General features: G+C 62.2%; 18 protein-coding genes and 1 riboswitch. Of the genes, 5 read left to right on the top strand and 13 right to left on the bottom strand.

Annotated elements, in window-relative coordinates:
* Positions 1-67 precede the first annotated feature (67 nt).
* Entirely contained in the window at positions 68-559 is a 492-nt protein-coding gene (rfaE2, locus tag GOQ28_RS09700; protein WP_160350871.1) for a D-glycero-beta-D-manno-heptose 1-phosphate adenylyltransferase, read from the top strand.
* Positions 560-587: 28 nt separating this feature from the next.
* Here the strand turns inward: rfaE2 and GOQ28_RS09695 are convergent, their stop codons facing one another.
* From GOQ28_RS09695 to GOQ28_RS09670, 6 genes are all read right to left on the bottom strand, one after another.
* Positions 588-1922: a TolC family outer membrane protein gene (locus tag GOQ28_RS09695; protein WP_160350872.1), complete on the bottom strand. Its 1335-nt coding sequence runs from the start codon at positions 1920-1922 to the stop codon at positions 588-590.
* Between the two features lie 9 nt (positions 1923-1931).
* Positions 1932-2612, bottom strand: coding sequence for a protein-L-isoaspartate O-methyltransferase family protein (locus GOQ28_RS09690; protein ID WP_160350873.1), 681 nt, complete (start codon positions 2610-2612; stop codon positions 1932-1934).
* 102 nt (positions 2613-2714) lie between these two features.
* Positions 2715-3560, bottom strand: a complete 846-nt coding sequence (gene thiD, locus GOQ28_RS09685) for a bifunctional hydroxymethylpyrimidine kinase/phosphomethylpyrimidine kinase (protein ID WP_160356303.1) — start codon at positions 3558-3560, stop codon at positions 2715-2717.
* Entirely contained in the window at positions 3557-4366 is an 810-nt protein-coding gene (locus tag GOQ28_RS09680) for a thiazole synthase (RefSeq protein ID WP_160350875.1), read from the bottom strand. Before GOQ28_RS09680 ends, thiD begins: the two co-directional genes overlap by 4 nt.
* Positions 4367-4449: 83 nt before the next feature.
* On the bottom strand, positions 4450-5406 hold the full coding sequence (locus tag GOQ28_RS09675) for a cobalamin-binding protein (protein ID WP_160350876.1): 957 nt from the start codon (positions 5404-5406) through the stop codon (positions 4450-4452).
* Positions 5406-7430 (bottom strand): TonB-dependent receptor, encoded by a 2025-nt coding sequence (locus GOQ28_RS09670; protein WP_160356302.1) that lies wholly within the window; start codon positions 7428-7430, stop codon positions 5406-5408. The genes GOQ28_RS09675 and GOQ28_RS09670 overlap by 1 nt, the downstream gene beginning before the upstream one ends.
* Before the next feature lie 63 nt (positions 7431-7493).
* Positions 7494-7655: riboswitch (cobalamin riboswitch) on the bottom strand.
* Between the two features lie 92 nt (positions 7656-7747).
* On the opposite strand from GOQ28_RS09670, the gene metH reads away from it, so the two are divergent.
* Entirely contained in the window at positions 7748-11521 is a 3774-nt protein-coding gene (metH, locus tag GOQ28_RS09665) for a methionine synthase (RefSeq protein ID WP_160356301.1), read from the top strand.
* Between the two features lie 164 nt (positions 11522-11685).
* On the opposite strand, the gene GOQ28_RS09660 is transcribed toward metH, so the two are convergent.
* Genes GOQ28_RS09660 through GOQ28_RS09650 form a run of 3 tightly spaced genes read right to left on the bottom strand, consistent with a single transcriptional unit; the run spans position 11686 to position 14654 of the window.
* Positions 11686-13212 (bottom strand): glucosyltransferase domain-containing protein, encoded by a 1527-nt coding sequence (locus GOQ28_RS09660; RefSeq protein WP_160356300.1) that lies wholly within the window; start codon positions 13210-13212, stop codon positions 11686-11688.
* The gene (locus tag GOQ28_RS09655; protein ID WP_160356299.1) at positions 13205-14227 is read right to left on the bottom strand and encodes a glycosyltransferase family 2 protein; all 1023 of its coding nucleotides are present in this window, start codon (positions 14225-14227) and stop codon (positions 13205-13207) included. The genes GOQ28_RS09660 and GOQ28_RS09655 overlap by 8 nt, the downstream gene beginning before the upstream one ends.
* 31 nt (positions 14228-14258) lie before the next feature.
* Positions 14259-14654: a GtrA family protein gene (locus tag GOQ28_RS09650; protein ID WP_160356298.1), complete on the bottom strand. Its 396-nt coding sequence runs from the start codon at positions 14652-14654 to the stop codon at positions 14259-14261.
* A gap of 178 nt (positions 14655-14832) precedes the next feature.
* Here GOQ28_RS09650 and GOQ28_RS09645 point away from each other — a divergent pair, with 178 nt between their 5' ends.
* Positions 14833-15654 carry a helix-turn-helix transcriptional regulator gene (locus GOQ28_RS09645; protein WP_160350882.1) on the top strand — a complete coding sequence of 274 codons (822 nt, stop codon included), beginning with the start codon at positions 14833-14835 and terminating at the stop codon, positions 15652-15654.
* A gap of 72 nt (positions 15655-15726) precedes the next feature.
* Here GOQ28_RS09645 and GOQ28_RS09640 read toward each other — a convergent pair whose 3' ends face one another.
* From GOQ28_RS09640 to GOQ28_RS09625, 4 genes are all read right to left on the bottom strand, one after another.
* Positions 15727-16545, bottom strand: a complete 819-nt coding sequence (locus GOQ28_RS09640) for an aldolase/citrate lyase family protein (RefSeq protein ID WP_160356297.1) — start codon at positions 16543-16545, stop codon at positions 15727-15729.
* A gap of 46 nt (positions 16546-16591) precedes the next feature.
* Complete coding sequence (mutY, locus tag GOQ28_RS09635) at positions 16592-17650, bottom strand: A/G-specific adenine glycosylase (protein ID WP_160356296.1); 1059 nt, start codon at positions 17648-17650, stop codon at positions 16592-16594.
* A 187-nt stretch (positions 17651-17837) separates the two neighbouring features.
* Positions 17838-18746, bottom strand: coding sequence for a cell division protein FtsX (locus GOQ28_RS09630; RefSeq protein WP_160356295.1), 909 nt, complete (start codon positions 18744-18746; stop codon positions 17838-17840).
* Positions 18743-19411 carry a cell division ATP-binding protein FtsE gene (locus tag GOQ28_RS09625; protein ID WP_160350886.1) on the bottom strand — a complete coding sequence of 223 codons (669 nt, stop codon included), beginning with the start codon at positions 19409-19411 and terminating at the stop codon, positions 18743-18745. The genes GOQ28_RS09630 and GOQ28_RS09625 overlap by 4 nt, the downstream gene beginning before the upstream one ends.
* A gap of 207 nt (positions 19412-19618) precedes the next feature.
* Between GOQ28_RS09625 and GOQ28_RS09620 the strand changes: the two genes are divergently transcribed.
* Together GOQ28_RS09620 and GOQ28_RS09615 are read left to right on the top strand one after the other, a co-directional pair.
* Positions 19619-20635 (top strand): amino acid ABC transporter substrate-binding protein, encoded by a 1017-nt coding sequence (locus tag GOQ28_RS09620; RefSeq protein ID WP_160356294.1) that lies wholly within the window; start codon positions 19619-19621, stop codon positions 20633-20635.
* Between the two features lie 131 nt (positions 20636-20766).
* Positions 20767-21957, top strand: coding sequence for an amino acid ABC transporter permease (locus GOQ28_RS09615; protein ID WP_160356293.1), 1191 nt, complete (start codon positions 20767-20769; stop codon positions 21955-21957).

Here is a 21957-nt window from a genome sequence, read left to right as displayed (position 1 = left end):
ACGGCGTACACGTGGGCTGCGGCAACCGGCCGTCTTGGTGAGCTGCGCCTCAGCGTACAATCGCGCCATGTCATCCGCCCGTTTCGAATCCAAAATCCTCACCCGCGAGGCCTGCGCTGCGGCCGTGGCTCGCGGCGACTTGCCACGTCCCTTAGTTTTTACCAATGGGGTCTTCGATATTCTGCATCGAGGGCATGCGACTTACCTGGATCAGGCCGCTCAGTTGGGCGCGACGCTGATCGTGGCGATCAACACGGACGAATCCGTGCGCCGCCTGGGCAAGGGCGACGATCGGCCGCTGAATCGAGAAGAAGACCGTGCGGCCTTGCTGGCTGCGTTGGGTTGCGTGTCCGTGGTCACCACGTTTCATGAAGACACGCCGGTCGAACTCATCGGCGAGCTGCGTCCCGATCTGATCGTCAAGGGCGGCGATTACGACATGGAAACGCTGCCGGAGACGGCGTTGGTGAAGACCTGGGGTGGCCGCGCAGTGGCGATTCCCTTTGAGTTTCAACGCTCCACGACGTCATTGGTAAAGAAGATCCGAGGCGTGTCGTGATTGCGACGACTGCTGGCCTCATGTCTTTTCAACGACGCGGCAGGCGTAGCAGCCGGTTGATGGTTTCCAGATCGGCTTCAGACAAAATGCCCCCGGCAGCCTTGAGTCGTAGTCCGTCTAATAACGCCGTATAGCGTGCCTGCGCGAGGTCGCGCTGGGTGGCGTAGAGCTGTTGCTGCGAGGCCAGTACGTCCAGGTTGATCCGCACCCCCAGTTCGTAGCCCGTTTCGTTCGCTTGCACTGCGGCTCGGCTGGACTTCACGCCGGCTTCGAGCGCGCGCACGCGTGCCAGACCGGACAGCACGCCGGTGTAATACTGGCGCGCGGACTGCGCGGCCTGACGGCGGGCCGCCAGGTATTCGCTGCGAGCACGCTGTTCGAGTTGCACACGCTCGGTGACCTGCGAAGACACGCCGCCACCGGAATAAATCGGCACCGACAACACGACGCCCACCGAACTGTCGGCAGCGCGACTGCCTGCCGTTTGGCGGTTGGCGTTGCTGGCGCGGCCGCTGGAGGCCTGCAGGCTCAGCGTGGGGTAGTGGCCCGCGCGCGCGATTTGAATTTCGCGTTGCGCGATTTGGGTTTGCAGCTGGGCACGCGCGACGGCAAGGCTGGCCGCTTCGGCTTGCGTGGTCCAGTCTTCCTGGCGCGCGGGCTGTGGCGCGGGTAGCGCAATATCTGCCGGCAGTTCGGCCAGTGCTTCGGGCGGTTGACCAATAATCTGCGTCAGTTCGCCGCGCAGCACGGTCAGCTGGTGCTGTAACCGGAGCTCTTCCGCCACGACCAGATCGTAGCGGGCTTGGGCCTCATATGTGTCGGTAATGGTCGCCGTGCCCAGTTCGAAATTGCGTTTCGCGGCCTCTAGTTGGGCCGCGACGGAGGCTTTTTCGCCCTCGGTCGCCGTCAGGGCGTCTTCGGCGGCCAGGATGCCGAAATACGCATCCGACACGCGCAATAGCAGGTCCTGATAGGCCTGCTGCAGCGCCAGTTCCGCATCGGCCACGCCGAGTTTGGCTTGTTCGTAACGCTGCCAGCGCGACCAGTCGTAAAGCGGTTGCGTCAGCACCAGCTGCCAGGGCGCGTAGGTGTCGTCCCGCACTCGCTGCGACAGATTGTTGGTCGCCCGCGTGTCCTGATACATCAGGCCCACCTCGGCGCTGACGGCCGGCAGCAAGCCGGCGCGCGCCTGGGGCAGCTGTTCAATCGAAGCGCGATACTGCGCGCGCGCCGCCGCATACACCGGATCGTTGGCTAGCGCAGCTTGCCATGTTTGCCAAAGATCCTGGGCCGCATGGGCCGGCAGGCTCCACCCGGCGCTTAGCGCCAGGCTCAGCGCCGTCGCAATCCGTCGGGCGCGCATGGAGGCGGGTCAGAACTTGAAGTGCGACACAGTGGTCCCGCGCAACGGCTTGACCACGGTTTCGAACAGGTTGACCGTCTCGAATGTGGCGGCGGTAGTGCGGGTGATTCGACAGGCGGTCATGATCGGGGCTTGACCCACGATCACCACCAGGCGGCCGCCCACGCGCAGCTGGTACTTCAGCGCGTCCGGGACCACGGGTACGGAACCGGTGACCAGGATGGCGTCGTATTCGGTGGTGCCCCAGCCGTTGCGGCCGTCGCCGGTTTCGACTTTAACGTTGGTGACGTTGTTCGCCTGCAGATTGCTTTGCGCGAACGCGACCAGACGGTTATCGATCTCGACCGAGGTGACTTGCTGAGCCAGATGAGCCAGGAGCGCGGCTTGATAGCCGGAGCCCGTGCCGATTTCCAGCACACAGTCCGTCGGCGTCAATTGCAGTTCCTGTGCCAGACGGGCTTCGATCTTGGGCGCCAGCATGTTCTGGCGCGTATTGGTCGAGCCGATTTCCAGCGGGATTTCCAGATCAGAAAACGCCAGCGCGCGCAGTGCCGGAGGCACGAATTGCTCGCGACGCACAACGAACAGCGCGTCGAGCACCTTGGGATCGAGCACATCCCAGGGGCGGATTTGCTGCTCCACCATGTTGAAGCGGGCTTTTTCTACATCAGGCAGGGTCGAAGCGTTCATGACAGCGAAGAAGAATTCAGGAAGAACCAGCGGGCATTGTACTGATTCGGTGTAAACGTGGGCACATCACAATGCCCGCGCGCGTGTTTGGTCACGGCCGGCTCACCACCACGCATGGAAATGGTGCGTCGGGCCGTGGCCTGAGCCGACCTGCAGCCGGTCCGCATGGCGAATCGCCTCGGCCAGATAGGCCTTGGCGCGCCGGGCGGCTTCGGGGACATCGTCGATCTGCGGCAGCAGGGCCGCCAGCGCGGCGGACAAGGTGCAGCCGGTGCCGTGGGTGTTGCGCGTCGGGATGCGCTGACCGGGCAACTCGATCATGCGATCGCCGTCGTGCAGCAAGTCCACGGTATCGTCGCCGGGCAGGTGACCGCCTTTCAGAAAGACCCAGCGCTGGCCATCATAGGCCATGATGCGGCGCAGGCGTTCGGCCACGCGGCGCATTTCCTTGATGGTTTCGACGGGCCGCTCGTCCAGCAGCACGCCGGCCTCGGGCAGATTGGGCGTGAGCATGGTCGCCTGCGGCAGCAGCGCCTCGCGCAGCGCGCCGACGGCATCGCGTTCGAGCAGATGATCGCCGCTTTTGGCCACCATGACGGGGTCCAGCACCACATGCGCCGGCTGCCATTTGGCCAGCTTTTCCGCCACGACCAGCGTGACCGGCTGTTGACCAAGCATGCCAATCTTGACCGCATCGATGCGCAGGTCCGCAAACACGGTGTCGATCTGCTGGCCGACAAACGCGGGCGAGACGGGCGAAATCGCTGTTACGCCCTGGGTGTTTTGCGCGGTGAGCGCGGCCACGACCGCACAGCCGTAGGCGCCCAGCGCGCTCATGGCCTTGACGTCGGCCAGCACGCCCGCGCCGCCAGACGGATCGACCCCGGCGATGCTCAGCGCATTGGGGATCTGACGCGTCCCCGAGGACGTTGCCTGCACGGGAATCATCGTACGTTGGCCGGGGCGGCGGTGATCAGACCTTCGGTGGGCGAGCTGGGCGCGCCGCTATACAGTTTGCGCGGCATGCGGCCGGCGCGGAAAGCGTCACGGCCGGCTTGCACGGCGTTTTTCATGGCGCGCGCCATCAGGACCGGGTCCTGGGCGGCGGCGATGGCGGTGTTCATCAACACGCCGTCGCAGCCCAATTCCATCGCGATGGCCGCATCCGAGGCGGTGCCGACACCGGCATCCACCAGCACGGGCACGTGGGCCTGATCGATGATGAGGCGCAGATTCCACGGATTCAGAATGCCCATCCCTGAGCCGATCAGCGACGCCAAGGGCATGACGGCGACCACGCCGATGTCTTCGAGCATGCGGCATTGAATGGGGTCGTCGGTGCAATACACCATCACCTTGAAGCCATCATTGACCAGCGTTTTGGCGGCGGCCAGCGTTTCCGGCATGTTGGGAAACAGGGTGTGCGAGTCGCCCAGCACTTCGAGCTTCACCAGATCGTGGCCGTCGAGCAGCTCGCGCGCTAGACGCAGCGTGCGCACGGCATCGTCGGCGGTATAGCAGCCGGCGGTGTTGGGCAGCAACGTGAATTTCGACGTGGGCACGTAGTCCAGCAGGCTGGGTTCGTCCGGATTCTGGCCAATATTGGTACGGCGGATGGCTACCGTGACGATTTCCGCGCCGCTCGCGTCGAGCGCGGCGCGCGTCTGTTCGAAATCCTTGTACTTGCCGGTGCCTACCAGAAGGCGGGACTGATAGTCGCGTCCTGCAATAGTCAGAGTGTCTTGAGTCGTCATTGTGATGCGTGCTGATTTTGAAAGGCGGGCCGCCGGGTCTACGACCCTCGGCGAAACGACCATGATAATCGCAGCGGGCTTCTTTATTCTACGGAGTGACGGATTTTATCCAGGTGTGCGCAGAGCTGCTCGGTTACATCGATCAGGCGCGGGCCGGGGCGATACAGGGCGTCGGCGTCCAGTGTGTAGACGTGGCCACGTTGCGCGGCGGGCAGGCCGCGCGCTTGCCAGGCGCGCAAGTTTTCGTGGGCCTCTTCAGGATGGATCGCGCTCGTTATCACTGCGTCGGGTCGGGCGGCAAGTACGCTTTCCAGTGAAATCTGCGGTGCTAGCAAATCGGCATCCGCGAATACATTGACGCCGCCGCAGATCCGGATGGCGTCGTTGATGATGCTTTCGCGATTCACCGTGTATAGCGGCTGCGCGCCGGCCTCAATAAATACCCGTACCGGTTTGCGTTGGGCATAGCGGGTCGTCAGAGTCGCGAGCCGTGCGCGCATGCCTTGCGCTGCGGCCGAGGCCCTCGATTCCGTTCCGAACAGCCGACCCAGGGTTTCCACCGCGTCGGGGATGGCGGCCAGTGTGCGAGGATCGCTGTAATAGACCGGTACGTTCAGGCGCAGCATCAGATCGCCCAGCCGGTCGGGAGTCAGGGGCTGCCAAGCGATGAGCAGATCCGGACGCAGCGTCATCGCGATCTCCAGATTTGGCCCCAAGGTCGTGCCGATGCCTGGCAGCGAGCGCGCCGCATCGGGGTAGTTGCTGCCTTGCGCCGTGCCGACGAGAAAGTCGCCCGCACCGGCGGCATAGACCAACTCTGTTGCGTGCGGAGCGGCAGTCAGCGCGCGCCGCGCGGGACGCGCCAGCACGACCTCGCGGCCCTGATCGTCGCGTACCGCAATGGTCGCGTCGGCGGTAGCCGGCACGGCGCCAGACGGTGCGACGATGGGCGCGGACAGGGCACCCCCGGCAAAGAGCGCGCACGTCAGTGCGAACCAGCGTGCATGCCTTCGCGGAGCTGCGTGACGCAGTCCCGACATCAGTAGCGCAGCGTCACGGACGCCAGCACGGTGCGCCCAGACGCCGGATACAGGTAGTACGACCCGCTGCCGCCCGTGCTGCCCGATCGTATGCCATAGGTCGCATATTCCCGATCAAACAGATTGTTGACGGCCAATGTGCCAGAGACATGTTTGTTGAAGGCATACCCGACCTTGCCGTTAACGAGGAAGTAATCATCCAGTTGATGATCGAACTGGTTGGCCTGATCGTTATCCATACGCGCTTTGCCCACGTATTGGCCCGCCAGACTGAGGAACAGTTTATCCGTCGGCCGCCACGTCGCACCCACATTCGCCATCCATTTCGGCACCAATGGGACGGTGTTACCCGTCAGGTTAACGCCATTGGCCGTACCGGACCGGAACGTGGCCTGCGTCCAGCTCAGGTTGCCATTCAGACTGACGGAAGGCGTCAGCTGATGCTCGCCCTCGAGTTCAATGCCCTGGCGGCGGGTCGGATCCAGGTTGACGTTCGAAAACGTCAGGGGGTTGTACTGGATCTCGTTGGTCAGGTCGTAGCGGAACCAGGTCAGACGGGCGCTGGAAGCCTCGGAGCGCCAGAGTATGCCGAGTTCCTTATCCATGGAGGTTTGCGGCTGTAGCGGCGTGCTGACATACAGCGTCTCGTCGGAATTCGCGAAGCGGAAGCTACGGCCAGCCTTGCCGTAGAAGCTGAAGCCCGCGCCCAGTTCTTGCCGCAGCGCCAGCTGCCATGCGCCCAGACGGCGGGTCACGTCGGCATTGCCGCCGTAGCCGGACAGCGTTTTCAGATCGTCATTGGCATACTGACGGCGTCCGCCCAGCGTGATTCGGGTGGTTTCGGTGGCCTGAACCTGGACTTCGGCGAACACCCCGCGCCGCCGCTGTTTCGCGCGCCAGGCGTCGGCCAGAGGCGATGAAGAATACGTATTCGATGCGTCCAGATCGCTGTCCAGCATATCGGCGCCCACAATCAACGCGTGCTTTTCGGCGATTGGCAGCAGGTAGCGCAAGCTACCGGTTCTCTCGTCCAGATCCTGATCGCGCCAGATATCGCCATAGGCGCTGCCGGTGAACCCGTGCAACGTCTTGTCGCGCTGATTCATTTCCGCGTACAGCATGCCCGCACCGATACGCTGTTCGACCTGAATGCCAAACGCGTCGGTCTGGGTATCCACATAGTCGTCGGGCGTGGACGTGCCGCGCGGGTCGTCGCGGTATTGATTGATGCCTGCTGCCGGGTCGACCAGGCGTGGGCCGGGCAGACCGAGTTTCTGGTGCATCGTGCGCGCATACAGCCGGATCTGGCCGTTGTCGTGGCGAAAGGTGATGCTGCCGCCGCCGCTGTCGCGCTGCTCGCGATTGTTGTCGCGGTAGTTGTCGGTGCGCAGGCTCTGGCCGTAGGCGTCCACGGTGATGTGTTCGTTTTGCAGGCTGAACGCCGCATCGACCTGACGCCGCTGGTGGCTGCCCACCGAGCCAGTCACGCTGGCCGCGACGGGTTCGCCGTCGGCCGAGCCGCGCTTGGTCAAGATGTTGATCACGCCGCCCGTTGTGCCGCCGCCATATTGAACCGAGCCGCTGCCGCGCACGATTTCGATGCGCTCGATGCGCGACAAGGGCACGGCGCCCAGTACCGGCGTGGAGAGGTCGTTATTGTTCTGCGGCACGCCGTCGATCAAGATCAGCGTGTTACCGCTGCCGGACAGACCAAAGCCGCGCATGTCGACCATGGCTTGATCGGCCGCGCCCGTGCTGTCTATCGTATGGATGCCGGTCTGCGTCGATAGCAGTTCCTGCACCGTGGTGGCGCTGCTGCGGCGGATTTGATCCTCGGTGAGGACGGAGACCTGCACTGGCTGATCGTCGTTGGCGACAGGCACGCGCGACGCGGTGACTGTGACACTACCCAGTTCGGGCACGGGGGAGGAGGCGGGAGTTTCGGAGGAAACAGATTGAGCGGCGGCCAGCGTGGGCATGGCCCACACGAACAAACTGGCGCGCCGGATAAGGCGGGCGTTCATGAAATAACCTCGGTATGACGCGCGACCCCGCACGTCGTTCTCGGGAATGGGGCGCGATCTCGCGTCCCGCTAGTCGAACTGGCCGGTATCGGGCTGCCATGTCGTCTGGCGACATGGGGACCGTTGCGGGGGCAGCACAGGCTGGACGCGTCGAGCGTCTTCCTGTTTCCCGTTTACCTTCGGCGCGCGTGTTGCGCCCGAAGCACCTGTTCGGGGCGCAACTGTAGCATCCAGAGACAGGAACTCAGCCGTTTTGTTACCATCAAGTGTCGGTTTTCGGGCAGTTCCTGCCTTTTTCGCCATTTCGAGATAACCCCGTGTCGTATCCCCGTCTGCCTTATCCGCCTTCGTCCTATACCCGAGGTGGCGATTTCGCCCGCCTGCTTGGTCAGCGCATCCTGATTCTGGATGGTGCTATGGGCACCATGATCCAGCGCTATAAGCTGGGCGAGGCCGATTTCCGTGGTCAACGCTTCGCCGATCATCCCAAGGACTTGAAGGGCGATAACGAACTGCTGTCGCTGGTGCGCCCGGACATCATTGACGAGATCCATCGCCAATATCTGGAAGCCGGCGCCGATGTCATCGAGACCAATACGTTTGGCGCAACCTCGATCGCGCAGGGCGACTATGACTTGCCCGGGCTGGCTTATGAGCTGAATCTGGAATCCGCCAAGCTCGCGCGCGCGGCCTGCGATGCGTACAGCACACCGGAGCGTCCGCGCTTTGTCGCGGGTGCGTTGGGCCCGCAACCGAAGACAGCGTCGATTTCGCCCGATGTGAATGATCCGGGCGCGCGCAACATTACGTTTGACGAGCTGCGTATTGCCTATGTCGAACAGCTCAACGGGCTGCTCGATGGCGGGATCGACGTTGTGCTGATCGAGACCATCTTCGACACGTTGAACGCCAAGGCCGCGATTTTCGCCGTCGAATCGGTGTTCGAAGAACGCGGTATCCGTTTGCCCGTCATGATCTCCGGCACGGTGACCGATGCGTCGGGGCGCATTTTGTCGGGCCAGACGGTCGAGGCATTCTGGAACTCCGTGCGTCATGCGCGCCCCATCACGATCGGCCTGAACTGCGCGCTGGGCGCGGCGCTGATGCGTCCGTATGTGGCGGAACTGTCCAAGATCTGCGACACCTATGTGTGCGTGTATCCCAACGCCGGCTTGCCCAACCCGATGGCCGAGACCGGCTTTGACGAGTCGCCGGCCGACACCTCGGGGTTGTTGGAAGAGTTCGCGCGCGCCGGTCTGGTGAACATGGCGGGCGGATGCTGCGGCACGACGCCCGACCATATCCGCGCGATTGCCGAAAAAGTGCAAACCTTGACGCCGCGCGTGGTGCCCGATGTGCCGGTGAAAACCCGCTTGTCTGGCCTGGAGCCACTGAACATCGACGAAGACTCCCTCTTCGTCAACGTCGGCGAGCGCACCAACGTGACGGGCAGCAAAATGTTTGCCCGCCTGATTCGCGAAGAAAAGTACGACGAGGCCCTGGCGGTCGCGCGGCAGCAGGTCGAGAACGGCGCGCAGATCATCGATGTGAACATGGACGAAGCCATGCTCGATTCGGTGGCGTGCATGCATCGGTTCCTGAATCTGATCGCATCCGAGCCCGATATCGCCCGCGTGCCCCTCATGATCGACAGCTCGAAATGGGAAGTGATCGAAGCGGGTCTGAAATGCGTGCAGGGCAAGCCCGTGGTCAACTCGATCTCCATGAAAGAGGGTGTCGAGGCCTTCCGCGAGCATGCGCGTCTGTGCCGCCGTTACGGTGCGGCCGTGGTCGTGATGGCCTTTGACGAACAAGGGCAGGCCGATACGCTCGCGCGTCGCCAGGAAATCTGCGGGCGCGCCTACAAGATTCTGGTCGAAGAAGAAAACTTCCCGCCGGAAGACATCATCTTTGATCCCAACGTGTTCGCTGTCGCCACGGGCATCGACGAGCACAATCACTACGCGATGGACTTCATCGAGGGCACGCGTTGGATTCGCCAGAACCTGCCTTACGCGCGGATCTCCGGCGGGATCTCGAACGTCAGCTTCTCGTTCCGTGGCAACGAGCCGATGCGCGAGGCCATTCACACGGTGTTCCTCTACTACGCCATCCGCGAAGGCCTGACGATGGGTATCGTCAACGCCGGTCAGCTGGGCGTGTATGCGGACCTGGATCCGACGCTGCGCGATCTGGTGGAAGACGTCATTCTCGATCGGGCCGAGCCCGTGGGTAAAACCGACCCCAGCGACGAGCGCACGCCGACCGAGCGTCTGGTGCAGTTCGCCGATTCGGTCAAAGGCTCGGGCGCGAAGAAGGAAGAAGACCTCGCCTGGCGCGCCGCGCCGGTACGCGAGCGCTTGTCGCACGCCTTGGTCCACGGCATCACGACGTTCATCGTCGAAGACACCGAGGAAGTCCGTCAGGAAATCGCCGCCGCCGGTGGCCGCCCGATCGAGGTGATCGAAGGGCCGTTGATGGACGGCATGAATATCGTGGGCGACCTGTTCGGCGCCGGCAAGATGTTCCTGCCCCAGGTCGTGAAGTCCGCGCGCGTGATGAAGCAGGCCGTGGCGCACTTGATTCCTTTCATCGAGGAAGAGAAACGCCAGATCGCGGCCGCGGGCGGCGATGTGCGCGCCAAGGGCAAGATGGTGATCGCCACTGTGAAGGGCGATGTGCACGATATCGGCAAGAACATCGTCTCGGTCGTGCTGCAATGTAATAACTTCGAAGTCGTGAACATGGGCGTGATGGTGCCGTGCGCTCAGATCCTGCAAAAGGCCAAGGAAGAAGAGGCCGATATCGTGGGTCTGTCCGGCCTGATTACGCCGAGCTTGGAAGAGATGGCCTACGTGGCCTCGGAAATGCAGCGTGACCCGTATTTCCGCGATCGCAAGATTCCGTTGATGATCGGCGGGGCGACCACCAGCCGTGTCCACACTGCCGTGAAGATCGCGCCGAACTACGACGGCCCGGTGATCTACACGCCCGACGCGAGCCGCGCCGTGGGCGTGGCGGCGAACCTCGTGTCCGATCAGGCGCAAGCCTACATCGACGAGATCGCGCAAGAATACGAGGAAGTCCGTCGCCGCCATGCCAATCGCAAGGCCACGCCGCTGATTTCGTTGGCGGATGCGCGCGCGGCACGACCGCAAATCGATTGGGCCAACTACACGCCGCCGCGCCCCAAATTCATCGGCCGGCGCGCGTTCAAGAGCTATGACTTGGCCGAGATCGCGAAGTACGTGGACTGGACGCCGTTTTTCCAGACCTGGAGTCTGTTCGGCCAATTCCCGGCCATTCTGGAAGACAAGGTCGTCGGCGAGCAGGCGAAAAAGGTCTATGCCGACGGGCAAGCCATGCTCAAACGCATCATCGAAGGCCGCTGGCTCACCGCCAATGGCGCGGTGGCGTTCTACCCGGCCAACACCGTCAATGATGACGACATCGAGATCTATACCGACGAATCGCGCACCGAGGTATTGTTCACCTATCGCAATGTGCGCCAGCAAGGCGCCAAGCGCGAGGGCGTGAGCAATAAGTGTCTCGCTGACTTCATCGCGCCTAAATCCAGCGGCGTGGCCGATTACATCGGCATGTTCGCCGTGACCGCCGGTCTGGGCATCGAGAAAAAAGAGGCCGAATTCCAGGCCGCGATGGACGACTATTCCAGCATCATGCTCAAGTCGCTCGCCGATCGTCTGGCCGAGGCCTTCGCGGAATGCTTGCACGCGCGCGTGCGTCAGGACCTGTGGGGCTATGCGCCCGACGAGGCGTTGTCCAACGATGAGATGATTGCCGAGAAGTACGTGGGTATACGCCCGGCGCCGGGTTACCCGGCATGCCCCGAACACGTGGTGAAAACCGATATGTTCGAGGTGTTGGACGGTAATGATATCGGCATGATGCTCACCGACAGCTACGCGATGTTCCCGGCTTCCAGCGTATCCGGGTTCTACTTCAGCCATCCGCAGTCGCAGTACTTCAACGTCGGTACGATAGGCGAGGACCAAATCGCCGACTACGTCGCGCGCAGCGGCCGTCGCGAAGAAGACGTGCGGCGTACCTTGGCGAGTAATCTGGGGTAGGCGCACAGGCAGGAAGCCCCTTCAGGCGCGCGCAACGAAGACGCGGGTGACGCTGAGGCGTCACCCGCGGCGGTATCGAACGTCTGAACTTTGATGTCCGTATCGCATTGCTAACTACGGTGGCACGTACGGTGTCTCGCTCAAGCGCTACGTGACATGCTTCATTAAGGCGCCTCGCACTTTGCCTCACCTAACACGACGACGGCCAGATCATCGGCCACGTAGACCCGATAGCTCCCACGCCGAACGATCGGTTGGGCATCGTCGTGGCACACGTGTTTGATGAGCTCGGGCCTCTCTGGCTCTTTGGCCATCGTGACGGTAAGGCCGAAGTGCTGAAGTTGATCGACCGGCCATCCCCATTCGTCCTTCAGATGCACCGGCACGAGCACGCCTAGCAGCGGATACTTTTTCATGTTGTTGCGCGCCACCGCCGGCCGCGCGGCGTGACCGATCATCGTGAATTGCCGGAGCTCGCGCTCGGCAGCGATGACGGCCAGATCGTCGCTGATCTGGCGGGCCAGCGAGTCCTCCAGGTCCTTTTGCAACTTTAGCGTGTTGCCATACACGTGGGAAAAAAGAACCAGACCAAGCAATGGGACGGCCGCGATCCCCGCCTGCCAGCGGGGAGGCAGGTGCGCGGGCAAGGCGAGCACGATCAGCAGACTGGCGCCGGCGGCCAAGGCGCCGAATCCAATCATGGTGCGTGGCAGCAGCACCGGATGCAGCAGGGCCAGCATCGGCCCCCAGCAAGTCATCACCAAGGCCGGGACGATGCCCAGCGCTGCCACCACCATCAATAGGCGCTGCCACGCCGGCCGACCCGCCCAATGACGCATGATGTACCGGATCGAAAACCCCAGCGCGATGATGATGGCCGCAGCGATCCAGATGAGCAGCGTACGACCCCAGATCGACGTCAAGGCCGCGGTGACATAGTCCCAGAACAGCAGGACATTGCGGCCGACCACGGCCGGCAGGTCGCTAAACGGCGCAAGCTGACTGTGACGCGCGGAATAGGCGCCCTTGATACTGGAGGCGGCCAGTGGCTTGTAGAGGATCAGCGCCGCGAGGGCCTGTGCGACCCGCATGACCAACAGGCCCGCCCAGACAGGCACGGGCGCGTCTTGCCGCTGCAGATAGACCAGCTGTATCGTCGTGAATACAAGAAAGACATTAAACGCCGGCTGATACAGGCTCAGGGACGCGACCAGGCCGAGTATGCCCAGCAGGGCGCCCGTCAGGTCGGCGCGCGTTTTCAACACCGTTACCAAGGCCAGGAAGACCGCCAGCGTCATGGTCAGCGCGTCGAATTTATAGGACAGGTTCTCCAAGAAGAACGGGCCGATCACCATGGGCGCGAAAACCAGCGCGGGCAGGATGGTTCCATTAATCCGGAAATACCGGGCCACGCTCACCGCCAGCGCGGCCAGGATGGCAATACTGACGATCTGCGGCAGTGGTGATATATCGGTCAGCGGCGTGCCGAGATTGAAGACCTCCATAAAGACGTTGGCCAATGGGCGGCCATCGCCGGACCATCCCAGATACCCAGTGAGCGCCCGCCCCATGTCGTCCACGTAATAACGATCGGCGCGCAGAATGGGCATGATCGCGATGAAGTAGAGCGCAAACGCCCATAGAAAGGCTTTCGGGCAGTCGTATCGCCGCCCGTGTCTGTGGCTACTCATGGTGATTCCCGGGATGGACATCGAGGTGTGAGGCGCTGTGGCGGGCAGTGGTTGGCGTTTCATGGGCGTACAGCGCGTGTTGATGATGGATTGCCCGTACCAGATAGATCGGCCTTTGCTTGACCTCTTCGTGGATCCTGCCCATGTACTCGCCGAGTATGCCGACGCTCACCAGCTGCACGCCGCCAAAGAACAACACCGCGATCAGGAGCGACGCATAGCCTGGCACGTCGATGCCTTGCGTCAGCACGCGCGTCACGTAATACAGGGCATATAGCGCCGTCAGCAGGCTCACGACCCCACCCAGATACGTCCAGACGCGTAAGGGCATCGTGGAAAAAGCGCTCACGCCATCCAACGCGAAATTCCATAGTTTCCAGCCGGAGAATTTCGTCGTGCCGGCGGCGCGGCCTTGTCTGACGTAGTCGATGGTGACTGTCTTGAAACCGACCCAGGCAAACAGCCCCTTCATGAATCGTTGCCGTTCGGGCAATGCCTTTAGCGCATCAAGAACGGGCCGAGTCATCAAGCGAAAGTCACCGACATTTTCAGGGATCTGTACGTTCGCGACGCGATTGTGCAGTCGATAGAACCACTTGGCCGTCAGGCGTTTAAGCGCGCCATCGCATGTCCGATCGGCTCGGCGTGCGAGCACCATATCGGCGCTCTCGCTTTTCCAGGTCGCCAGCATTTGCCCGATGAGCTCGGGCGGATCTTGCAAGTCGGCATCCAGCACAATGGCCGCGATGCCTCGGGCATGGTGAATCCCCGCCGTCATCGCGGCCTCTTTGCCGAAATTGCGCGTGAGCTCGACAACCGTAATGCGAGAGTCAGTGTGCGCATGCGCGATGAGCCGATGCAGCGTATCGTCGCGGCTGCCATCGTCGACGCACACCAGCTCGAATTCATATTGATCCAGCGCGGCCAGGACCTCGTCGATGGCCTGGAAAAAAAGATCGACGGCCCGCCCCTCGTTGTAGAAGGGGATGATCAGAGAGATGAGATCCGGTTTCATCGCAGCCGCCGCAGCGTGACCGCGGGGTGGATCATGCACGAGCTTCATCACGGAAAGCCCATAACCGGCTGATGACGAACGTAACCATCGCCATCCCTGCCAGGACTACCCCCAGCAACACGTCATACGGAATCGAGGTGGCGTGCAGCAAGCCGGCATAGGCGATCTGGTTAATCGTGATGCCGGCAGCGGAAACGAAGAAAAAGCGCCGTGCCGCCATGGCCCAAGGCACGGCGGCATGTCGAAAGGTGAAGTTGTGATGGCCGCTGAATGCGACAACAAAGGCCACCAGCCATCCGGCCAGGTTCGCCGTCAATGGCGCCATGCCGAACGCTTCCACACAGCCTACGGCGATGGCCCAATGCGTGGCCGATGCAGCGCAGCCGACAGCGACGAATAAACCAATCTGATGCAGCAGGTTACGCATATTGAAGAAAAACCTATAAATCGGTTTGCGACAATAGCGCGACCAGTTTGACAGGGCGCTTTTAAGCCTGGGGTTTATGGCAAATCGGACTTAGCGCAACATAAACATGCTGTCTTCGGCCCGATTGAGAGAGTTAAGATTTGAACCTTCATCATTTACCTCCGCTTGTTGCCAGGGTATGAATCCCCCCTCCCGGTCTGCCTTGCTCGCTTCGCCTGATAGTTCCACCCGCCGCCGACAGGCGTTGGGGGAGTTCGTGCGCGCCGCGCGTGCTCGGATTACCCCGCAGATGGCGGGGCTGCCCGATGGTATGCGGCGCCGCACGCCTGGACTGCGGCGGGAAGAGGTCGCGCAGCTGTGTGGCATCAGCGTGACTTGGTATACGTGGATCGAGCAGGGACGCGAGGTCACGGTCTCGCCGGCGGTGTGGGCGCGCATTGCGGGCGTGCTGCAGTTGGCGCGCGCCGAGCGGGCCTATCTGTTCGAGCTGGCTGAATGCGCGGACCCGCAACACCCGCGTGATGAGGATAGCGAGGCACCCGGCCTGCTGCGTGAATGCGTGGATGCCATCACGGCACCCGCCTATGTGCTCGACCGCGCATGGAACGTGCTGGTGCACAACGTGCCGATGAACGACCTGTTTGACGATTGGCCGTTGCGCGATGCCCAACCCAATTTGCTGCGTTATATCTTTCTGAATCCGGCCGCGCGCGAACTTGTCGTGGACTGGGACCAGCGCGCGCGCCGCGTGGTGGCGGAATTCCGCGCCGATGCGGGCGCGCATCTGGATGAACCGGATGTGCTGACGCTGTTAGACGAGCTCAATCGCGAAAGCGAGGTGTTCGCGCACTGGTGGACGCGCCATGCCGTGGTCGAGCGCGAAGGCGGTCTTCGAGAGTTCCAGCATCCGCGCCATGGCCGGCTGGCCTATCAGCAAACGACCTTCCGTCTGGCCACGCACCCGGATTTGAAGCTGGTGATGCTGTTGCAGAACGCTTGACGCAAGCGTGCTGAACGCAGAGCGGTGCGCGGCGCAACGAGCCGCGCGATGGCCGCTCAGTTCATGGGGCGCTTAATACGTAGTGCCTTGCTCGACCTTCTGCACCGTCTTATAACGGGCGGCCAGCGCGCTGGTGCCTTGCACCAGGATGCCCGTATCCAGCCCCACGGCGACGAACGTGCAACCGAGTTCCAGATATTTACGAGCGAGCGTTTCGTTGGAGGTCAGGATGCCGGGAGCCTTGCCGGCTTTGAGAATACGGGCAATGGCGTCTTCGATGGCGGCTTGGACTTCCGGGTGGCTGGAATTGCCGACATGCCCCATCGACGCCGACAGATCCGCCGGGCCGATGAAAATGCCGTCCACGCCTTCGGTGGCGGCAATGGCATCCAGATTCGCCAGGCCCTGGCGCGTTTCCACTTGCAGCAGCAAGCACAGCTGATTGTTCGCTTCCTGGTAGTAGTCCGTACGCCGACCCCACATCGAGGCCCGCGCGCCGGCCATGCCGCGTATGCCGCCTTTGCCATCGTTTTGCGGGTAGCGCGCGGCGCTTACGATACGGGCCGCTTGCTCGGGCGTGTCCACCATGGGCACGAGCAAGGTTTGCGCGCCAAGATCCAGATACTGTTTGATCAGCATTTCGCCGATTTCGCCATGGCCCATGGGAATGCGCGCGATGGGGTGCGTATGCGGATACGCGGCGATGGACTGTAGTTGCGACAGCAAGGTTTGCGTGTCGTTGGGTCCATGCTCGCCATCGATCAGTAGCCAGTCAAAGCCCGCGCCCGCGCAAATTTCCGCCGTATAAGGGCTGCCCAGACCTAACCACAGGCCGATTTGCGCTTGCTTGGCGGCAAGCGCGGCTTTGAATGCGTTGTGCGGGGTCTTCATTGGCAGTGTCTCCGTCTTCGATCGATCAGTCAGCGTGAAAGGGTTTCTATTCGGGCAGGCCGGCTTCGAGCAGGCCTAAAAGCAGTTTGCGAATTGGCGCCGGCAGCGCCAAGGATGATAGCTGCGCAAGGTTTACCCATTGATGCGGCGCGCCTGGTTCGCCTGGCGTGGGGGCGGCGCGTACCGGCACATACCAGGGTTTGATATGCAGGCGGTAATGCGTAAAGGTGTGGGCAAACGCAGCCAGTTCATAACGCTGTGTCGGTTCCCACCCCAGGCGGCGTGCGGCTTGCGTTGGATCACTCGCCGCATCGAATTCCGGCAAACTCCACAGGCCGCCCCAAATCCCTGGCGAGGGGCGTTGTTGCAGCAGGATGGCGCCTTCGTGTTGAAGGACCAGCATCGCCGTCTGGCGTTCGGGGATCGTCTTGCGCGCCTTGGGCGTGGGCAATTCCGCCTGCCGTCCGTCGCAATAGGCGATACAGGTTTGCATCACCGGGCAGCGTGCACAGTCCGGCTTGCCCCGCGTACAGACCGTGGCGCCCAGATCCATCAAGCCTTGTGTATAGGCGGCCATGTTCAGGTCCGGGGCGTCGGCGACTTGCGCCTCTGCCAGCGCCCACAGCCGTTGCTCGACTTCCCGGCGCGACGGGTCGCCCTCGACACCGAAATGTCGGGTGAATACGCGTTTGACGTTGCCGTCCATGATGGGCGAGCGCTCGCCATAGGCAAAGGCGGCAATCGCCGCCGCCGTGGACCGGCCGATGCCGGGCAGGGTGGCAATCTGTTCGGCGGTCGGGGGAAAACGCCCGTTCCAGTCGCTCATGATGGTTTGCGCGCAGCGATGCAGGTTGCGCGCCCGGGCGTAGTAGCCGAGTCCGGCCCAGTACGGCATGACCTCTTCTTGTGAGGCGGCGGCCAGGGCGGCGACGTCGGGGAACCGTTCAAGAAAGCGCAGGTAGTACGGGATGACCGTTGAGACCTGCGTCTGCTGCAGCATGACTTCGGAAAGCCAGATCCGATAGGGGTCTTGCGTGTGTTGCCAGGGCAGGCCATGGCGTCCATGCCGGGCTTGCCAGGCGACGATGCGGGGGGCGAAATCCATAGCCGGCGATTATCGCATTGGAAGACCGCTCGGCTTGGAGACCGGTGAGCGACAGGTCGAAATGGCGCGCGCGCCAGTCAAGCGCTTGCACATTTCGTAAGCAGCCGTTACTAATATATGTAACACGCAGATCCGAAGGAGCTCCGTATCGGGGCGCACCGCGGCGGGCGCCATTGAACCGTCCCCGTTAAAAACGCGTATTGCGCGTCACCGACCAGCGCGCCGCCAACGCGCCTAATACGCCCGTGCCCACCACTGCTACCGCCAGAACGGACAAGCTGGGAAGATGCAGCGAGAAACTGGCACCATAGCTGCGCGCAAGCCCTTGCAGGGCGTTATTCAGCGGTGACAGCGCCAGTGCGGCAGCGCCAATGGCGAGCAACGCGGCCACGGCGCCAGAGAGCGCACCCAGATAGAGAAAGGGCCTGCGCACAAACGATTCCGTGGCCCCCACCAACCGGGCCACGGCGATCTCTTCGCGCTGCAGCATCGCCTGCATGCGCACGGTATTGAACACCGCCGCCAGCACCACCGCCGCCACGCAGGCCGCCAGGAACATCAGCCCCACGCGGGCAAAACGCAGAATTGCCTCCAGCCGCTGTACCCAGGCGCTATCGAGTTGCACCATGTCAACATGTTCCCACGAACCCCAAGTTTGCGCGAGCTGATCGGCGCGTTCGGCCAGTCGCTCGCCCTCGGTCAGGGTGGCGACCACCGCGTCCGGCAAGGGGTTTCCAGGCAAAACCGCCAACGCCTGATCCCAGGTAGGATCATTACGCAAGGAGGCGAGCGCCTCGTCGCGCGGAATGACGCGCACTGACTGGACCTGCTCTGCATGCTCGGCGCGTATGCGCTGCGCAATGCCGGTGGCGGCGCCCTCTGGGGCCGTGGTGGTGAGATAAATCGTGACTTCAGGCGTCACCGATAACTCACGCGCCAGAGGCTGCGCCGAGACCAGAATCGCAGCGCCCAATAGCGGCAAGGCCAGCGCCAGCGCCATCACCACCAGGTTCGCCAAAGACGAAAACGGCTGCGCCGCCAGACGCCGCAGCGTGACCATCAGCGCATAACGATGCAGTCGCAACCAGGACTTCATGCGAGTGCTCCCGTATCGAAAAATTTGCCCGGTTCGAGCCGCAGGGTGCGCGTGGCGTACTGCGCCATGAGGGCCTGATCATGCGAGGCGATCAGGGTCGTCACGCCCACCCGGTTGAAGTCGCGAAACACATTCATGATGCGCCGTGCCGTGTCCAGGTCCAGGTTTGCGGTGGGCTCGTCCGCGATCAGAATCGCCGGGCGATTCACAATGGCTCGGGCAATGGCCAGACGCTGCTGTTCGCCGCCCGACAACTCGATCGGGTTCATGTCCTCCTTGCCCGCCAGGCCGACCTTATCGAGCGCGGCGCGCGCGCGTGCGCTGGCCTGCCCGCTTGATTGACCGGTGACAGCCAGCGGCAGCATGACGTTTTGCAGCGCGCTGCGATCGTAGAGCAAATGGGTGTCTTGCAGAATTACCCCTACCGCCCGTCGCAGATAAGGGCGGGCATGCGCGGATAGCTTATCCAGACGCTGCCCGTTGACCTGGATCGAGCCGCGACTGGCGGGCTCGAGACCGCCTATCAGCTTGAGCAGGGTGGACTTCCCCGCGCCGGATGCGCCAGACACAAAAATGAATTCGCCGGCGGTCACGCGGAAATTGATGTCGGCCAGGATATTGCGGCCGCGCCCATATGATTTGAAGACGTGCTGGAATTCGATCATGACGGCAATAGAGGATGTAAGCGCAATAGTACCGTGTGTCTCAATCCTCTTACGGGACTGTTGCATATTTTTTCTGTCCCCTATTTTGACGGAACTTGTCAAGGGATTTCCCCCATGTCCCCGAATATCGGCAGCCGCTACCATCCCGGCGATGCTTAGAGTTGCAAAATTGCAGCACTCGGGCGTTGTTCCATACAGGAGATCCAGATGAAAGCACTGAAACTAGCCGCAGTGGCCACTGCATTATTTGCCACTGCAGCAACAGCTCATGCGGGCGCTACATTCGATAGCGTCAAGAAAAAAGGGTTCGTCCAATGCGGCGTATCCACCGGGATTTCCGGGTTTTCCATGGCCGACAGCAAGGGCCAATGGCAAGGGATCGACGTCGACATGTGCCGTGCGGTTGCCGCCGCCATGTTCAACGACGCGACCAAGTTCAAAGTCACGCCGCTCAATACCCAGCAACGCTTTACCGCGCTGCAGTCTGGTGAAGTCGATGTGCTGACGCGTAACACCACGCAGACGCTGACGCGTGACACCACCTTGGGTCTGATCGGCACTGGCGTGAATTACTACGACAGCCAGGGCATCATGGTTAACAAGGATCTGGGCGTCAAGAGCGCGAAAGAACTCGACGGCGCAACCATCTGCGTGCAGCCCGGCACCACCACCGAACTCAACCTCGCCGACTGGTTCCGTGGCGAGAAGATCGAATTCAAACCGGTCGTGATCGACAAGTACGACGAAATCATCCGTGCGTTCTCGGCTGGCCGTTGCGACGCGTTCACGACCGATAAATCGCAGCTCGCCTCCAGCCGTACGACGCTGGAAAATCCGGACAACTACATCATTCTGCCGGAGGACTTCTCTAAAGAGCCGCTGGGCCCGATGGTGCGCCAAGGTGACGAGCAGTGGTTCAACGTGGTTCGCTGGGCACTGAACGCGATGATCGAGGCCGAGGAATACGGCATTACCTCGAAGAACGTCGACGAAATGACCAAGAGCCCCAATCCCAACGTGCAGCGCATCCTGGGAGTGACCCCGGGCATGGGCAAGAACCTGGGCGTGGATGACAAGTGGGGCTACAACATCATCAAGCAAGTCGGTAACTACGGTGAAAGCTTTGAGCGCACCCTGGGCAAGGACAGCCCCATGAAGCTCGAACGCGGCCTGAACGCCAGCTATAAGGATGGCGGCCTGATGTACGGCTGGCCCATCCGCTAAGCGTTGCTGCCTGACGGGACGGGTCAGCCCGTCCTGTCTTTATTCCCCCCGCGCAATGCGGGCGGCAGGAGTGAGGTGGCCTTGCGGCACTGCCCGGGCCATTCCTGTTTTGACTTCTGTAGAAGCTTTTCATGACGACAAACGATTCGAAAGCTCCAGTCGGCGCGCCTCGGCGCCGCCTGAACTGGAACGATCCCGGCGTGCGCGCCGTGGTCTATCAGGTTGTCGCGCTGGCTCTGGTTGGATGGGCGGTGTGGTTCCTGGTATCCAACACTCTGCATAACCTGCAGGTACGTAATATCTCCACGGGTTTTGGATTTCTGGACCGCGAGGCGGGGTTCGCCATTGGTGAATCGCTCATTGCCTATAGTCCGGCAGATACCTATGGCCGCGCCATCCTGGTTGGGATCACGAACACGCTGCGCGTGGCGGCGCTCGGCATCATCCTCGCTACGATTCTGGGCACGCTGATAGGCATTGGACGCTTGTCCAAGAACTGGCTGGTCGCCAAGGTCTGCTCGATCTATGTCGAGGTGATGCGCAATGTGCCGTTGCTGTTGCAGCTTTTCTTCTGGTATGCGCTGATCACCGAGAACATGCCGGGGCCGCGTCAGGCGTATCACCCGCTGCCTGGGGTGTTCATCTCCAACCGTGGCCTGAAAATACCCGGTCTGGAAGGCAATTCGATGGATTGGATTCTGGGCGGACTGGTGCTTGCCGTGATTGCCACCATCCTGGTCGCGCACTGGGGCAAGAAACGACAGGAAGCGACCGGGCAGATCTTTCCGTTAGGACGTGTCGCGGTGGGGCTCTTTATCCTGCTGCCGGTTCTGGGCTGGGTGTTTAGCGGCGCTTCGCTGGCGCTGGACGTGCCGCAGCTCAAGGGCTTTAACTTCCAGGGCGGTATCACCGTCTCGCCGGAGTTCGCTGCGTTGCTGGCCGGGCTGGTGATCTATACGGCTGCCTTTATCGCGGAAGTCGTGCGTTCGGGTATCCAGGCGGTCAATAGCGGTCAATGGGAGGCCGCGGGTTCCCTGGGATTAAGCCGCGCGCGCGTGCTGCGTCTGGTGATTTTGCCGCAAGCCTTGCGCGTCATCATCCCGCCGATGACCAGTCAGTATTTGAACCTGACCAAGAACAGTTCCTTGGCGGTGGCGATCGGCTATCCCGATATCGTCTCGGTGGTCAACACCATGATGAACCAGACCGGTCAGGCGATCGAAGGGATCTTGATCATCATGGCGGCTTACCTGACGGTCAGCTTGTCGATCTCGATTTTCATGAACTGGTACAACAAGCGCATCGCGCTGGTGGAGCGTTGA

The sequence above is a fragment of the Bordetella sp. 02P26C-1 genome (assembly GCF_009763255.1).
Classification (GTDB): Bacteria; Pseudomonadota; Gammaproteobacteria; order Burkholderiales; family Burkholderiaceae_B; genus Bordetella_A.
The sequence above is the reverse complement of the archived record's forward strand: the minus strand, read 5'-3'. Positions and strand labels throughout refer to the sequence as shown.

Excerpts from the sequence above, each read along its gene's own strand:
- thiD (WP_160356303.1), bottom strand. The coding sequence starts at position 3,560 with ATGATTCCCGTGCAGGCAACGTCCTCGGGGACGCGTCAGATCCCCAAT.
- GOQ28_RS09620 (WP_160356294.1), top strand. The coding sequence starts at position 19,619 with ATGAAAGCACTGAAACTAGCCGCAGTGGCCACTGCATTATTTGCCACT.
- GOQ28_RS09695 (WP_160350872.1), bottom strand. The coding sequence starts at position 1,922 with ATGCGCGCCCGACGGATTGCGACGGCGCTGAGCCTGGCGCTAAGCGCC.
- GOQ28_RS09650 (WP_160356298.1), bottom strand. The coding sequence starts at position 14,654 with ATGCGTAACCTGCTGCATCAGATTGGTTTATTCGTCGCTGTCGGCTGC.
- GOQ28_RS09630 (WP_160356295.1), bottom strand. The coding sequence starts at position 18,746 with ATGAAGTCCTGGTTGCGACTGCATCGTTATGCGCTGATGGTCACGCTG.
- GOQ28_RS09615 (WP_160356293.1), top strand. The coding sequence starts at position 20,767 with ATGACGACAAACGATTCGAAAGCTCCAGTCGGCGCGCCTCGGCGCCGC.
- GOQ28_RS09660 (WP_160356300.1), bottom strand. The coding sequence starts at position 13,212 with ATGAGTAGCCACAGACACGGGCGGCGATACGACTGCCCGAAAGCCTTT.
- GOQ28_RS09680 (WP_160350875.1), bottom strand. The coding sequence starts at position 4,366 with ATGACGACTCAAGACACTCTGACTATTGCAGGACGCGACTATCAGTCC.
- GOQ28_RS09625 (WP_160350886.1), bottom strand. The coding sequence starts at position 19,411 with ATGATCGAATTCCAGCACGTCTTCAAATCATATGGGCGCGGCCGCAAT.
- GOQ28_RS09690 (WP_160350873.1), bottom strand. The coding sequence starts at position 2,612 with ATGAACGCTTCGACCCTGCCTGATGTAGAAAAAGCCCGCTTCAACATG.
- GOQ28_RS09640 (WP_160356297.1), bottom strand. The coding sequence starts at position 16,545 with ATGAAGACCCCGCACAACGCATTCAAAGCCGCGCTTGCCGCCAAGCAA.
- GOQ28_RS09655 (WP_160356299.1), bottom strand. The coding sequence starts at position 14,227 with ATGAAACCGGATCTCATCTCTCTGATCATCCCCTTCTACAACGAGGGG.
- GOQ28_RS09645 (WP_160350882.1), top strand. The coding sequence starts at position 14,833 with ATGAATCCCCCCTCCCGGTCTGCCTTGCTCGCTTCGCCTGATAGTTCC.
- rfaE2 (WP_160350871.1), top strand. The coding sequence starts at position 68 with ATGTCATCCGCCCGTTTCGAATCCAAAATCCTCACCCGCGAGGCCTGC.
- GOQ28_RS09675 (WP_160350876.1), bottom strand. The coding sequence starts at position 5,406 with ATGTCGGGACTGCGTCACGCAGCTCCGCGAAGGCATGCACGCTGGTTC.
- mutY (WP_160356296.1), bottom strand. The coding sequence starts at position 17,650 with ATGGATTTCGCCCCCCGCATCGTCGCCTGGCAAGCCCGGCATGGACGC.
- GOQ28_RS09670 (WP_160356302.1), bottom strand. The coding sequence starts at position 7,430 with ATGAACGCCCGCCTTATCCGGCGCGCCAGTTTGTTCGTGTGGGCCATG.